Raw genomic sequence first — 2,825 nt, 5'->3', positions numbered from 1 at the left:
GCCCAGGGCCTGCCGGTGCCGCGGCCGCTGGGCGAGTTCGCCGCGGTGTGGACCCAGCCGCTGTTCAGTCCCGACCGCAAGCCGGTGCTGCATGCCGCCGGCGGTGGCGCCAGCCTGGGCGACCTGTCGCTGACCGGGATCATCCTCACGCCGACGCTGCACCTGGCGCTGCTGCGCGAGAAGGACGGCGACCACGAGGTGCGCGTGCGCGAAGGCGAGGCCCTGCCCGACGGCAGCTGGACCCTGGCCGAGCTCAAGCCGCGCGCGGCGGTGTTCGCCTCGGCCAGCGGGCGCACCGAGCTGGTGTTGCCGGCCGGCGCGCCGATCGACGCGCCCAAGGCCGACAGCGCTGCTGCATCCCCCGCCCCGCCGCCACCGGCTGCCCCGGGAATGCCGACGGGGATCGTGCCACTTGCTCCCCCCGGTCCTATGCCCGCGCCCGGCCACGTGCCGGCCAACGCCGCCGCGGCCGCGCAGGCCGACCGTATCCGCCAGTTGCAAGAAGCCATCCAGAAGCGTCGCGCCCAACAAGCGGCGGCCCCCCAAGGAGCCCACTGAGTCATGTCCAACCCGCGCATCTCCCGCCTCGGCCCGCTCGCCCTGGCCCTGTGGCTGGCCGGCTGCCAGACGCTGCCGACGCCACCCGACGACGGCGCCCTGCAGCGCGAGGCGATGGCCGGCACCGAGCAGCCGGTGCCCGCGCCGCTGCCGCTCCACCGCGCGCACGAGGGCGCCGCCGGGGCGACGCCGCGGCCGGAAGTGAGCCCCGGCAGCGGGCAGTTCGTGCAGGCCACCGGGCTGGCCACGCCGCGCCCGGCCGCCAGCGGCGACGGCGCGGTCACCTTCAACTTCGAGAACCAGCCGGTGCAGGCGGTGGTGAAGGCCATCCTGGGCGACCTGCTCAAGCAGAACTACACCATCGTGCCCGGGGTGCAGGGCAACATCTCCTTCGCCACCGCCGAGCCGGTGGACAGCGGCCAGGCGCTGCCGATCCTGGAGACCCTGCTGGCGTGGACCGGCAATGCCCTGGTGCAGCAGAACGGACGCTACGTGGTGATGCCGGCCAAGGACGCGGTGGCGGGCAACCTGGTGCCCAGCCTCAACGCGGTGGCGCCGGCGGCGGGGCTGCAGGCGCGGCTGTTCCCGCTGCGCTACATCGCGGCCAACGAGATGCAGAAGCTGATCAAGCCGTTCGCGCGGGCCGACGCGGTGCTGCTGGCCGACACCTCGCGCAACCTGATCGTGCTGGCCGGCACGCCGGCGGAGCTGGACAACTACCAGCGCACCATCCACACCTTCGACGTGGACTGGCTGCGCGGGATGTCGGTGGGGGTGTTCAGCCTGCAGCACGCCAACGTGGGCGACCTGGGGGCGCAGCTGGACCAGCTGTTCGGACCCAAGGGCGACACGCCGCTGGCGGGCATGGTGCGCTTCCTGCCGATCGAGCGGACCAACGCGCTGGTGGTAATCAGCAGCCAGCCGAGCTACCTGCAGGAAGTGGGCGACTGGATCGCCAAGATCGACCGCGGCGGCGGCAACGAGCCGGAGCTATTCGTGTACGACGTGCGCAACATCAAGGCCTCGGACCTGGCGCAGTACCTGGCACAGATCTACACGAACAACGCCGGGGCCGGCGGCAATGCCGGCAAGGTGGGGCCGGGGCTGACCGGCGCCACCCTGGGCAGCGGCGACAACGCCAACGGCACGGCCAATGGCATGGGCAGCCTGGCCGGCAGCTTCGGCAGCAGCACGCCGACGGTCAACGGCACGGGCGGCGGCTTCGGCAGCGCCGGCGGGCTGGGCGGCGGCACCAGCGGCAGCGCCTTCGGCGGCAGCGCGGCGGGCAGCTTCGGCGGCGGCGCCAGTGCGTTCGGCACCGCCAGCAATGGCAATGGCACATCGAGCAACGCGGGCCAGCAATACGTCTCCGAGGACGGCAGCGTCCGCATCGGCTCGGTGGACAGCAACAACCAGCTGCTGGTGCGCGCGCGGCCCTCGCAGTGGGCCGAGATCGAGCAGGCGATCAAGCGGTTGGACAACGTGCCGCTGCAGGTGCAGATCGAGATGCGCATCCTGGAGGTCGACCTGACTGGGGAGTTGCAGTTCGGGGTGCAGTGGTACCTGCAGGGGCTGGCCGACAGCACGCCCAACGGCAGCGGCGGCGCCACCAGCATCTACCCCGGCGCGCACCGGCAGATCGCGCTGGGCGCGGGCGGCAACCAGTACGGCGGGGAGCCGTTCTTCTACTCGTTCCTGAGCAGCAACGGCAAGTTCCAGGTGGCGCTGCGGGCGCTGGAGACCAACGGCAGCACCAAGACCCTGTCGGCCCCCTCGCTGGTGGTGCTCAACAACCAGGTGGCGCACATCCAGGTGGGCGACCAGCTGCCGATCAACGAGACCTCGATCGTGCCCGGGCTGGGAGGCACCACGACCACCTCCACCGCCAGCAGCGTGAGCTACCAGCCGACCGGCGTGATCCTGGACGTGCAGCCGCGGGTGAACCCGGGCGGGCTGGTGTACCTGAACGTGCAGCAGCAGGTGAGCAACCCCACCGGCGCGGCCAACGCGCAGGGCAACTTCACCATCCAGCAGCGGGCGGTGGGCACGCAGGTGGCGGTGCAGAGCGGGCAGACGGTGCTGCTGGGCGGGCTGATCCAGCAGAACGAGACCACCACCGACACCGGCATCCCCGGGCTCAACCGCATCCCGCTGCTGGGACGGCTGTTCGGGACCACGGACCACACGCGCAACCGCACCGAGCTGATCGTGCTGATCACCCCGCGGGTGATCACCAGCAGCGAGGAGGCCAAGCAGGTGACGGACGA

The 2,825-nt window shown here is 72.0% G+C and carries 2 protein-coding genes; both read left to right on the top strand.

Annotated elements, in window-relative coordinates; all coding sequences use genetic code 11:
• A partial coding sequence (locus tag MJ605_RS19210; RefSeq protein WP_243043153.1) for a general secretion pathway protein GspN occupies nt 1–558 on the top strand: 558 nt, incomplete at its 5' end.
• 3 nt (nt 559–561) lie between these two features.
• A partial coding sequence (gene gspD, locus MJ605_RS19205) for a type II secretion system secretin GspD (protein WP_243043152.1) occupies nt 562–2,825 on the top strand: 2,264 nt, incomplete at its 3' end.

The organism is Dyella sedimenti (genome assembly GCF_022760995.1).
GTDB classification, from domain to species: domain Bacteria; phylum Pseudomonadota; class Gammaproteobacteria; order Xanthomonadales; family Rhodanobacteraceae; genus Dyella; species Dyella sedimenti.
This window is presented reverse-complemented; position numbering and strand designations above follow the sequence as displayed.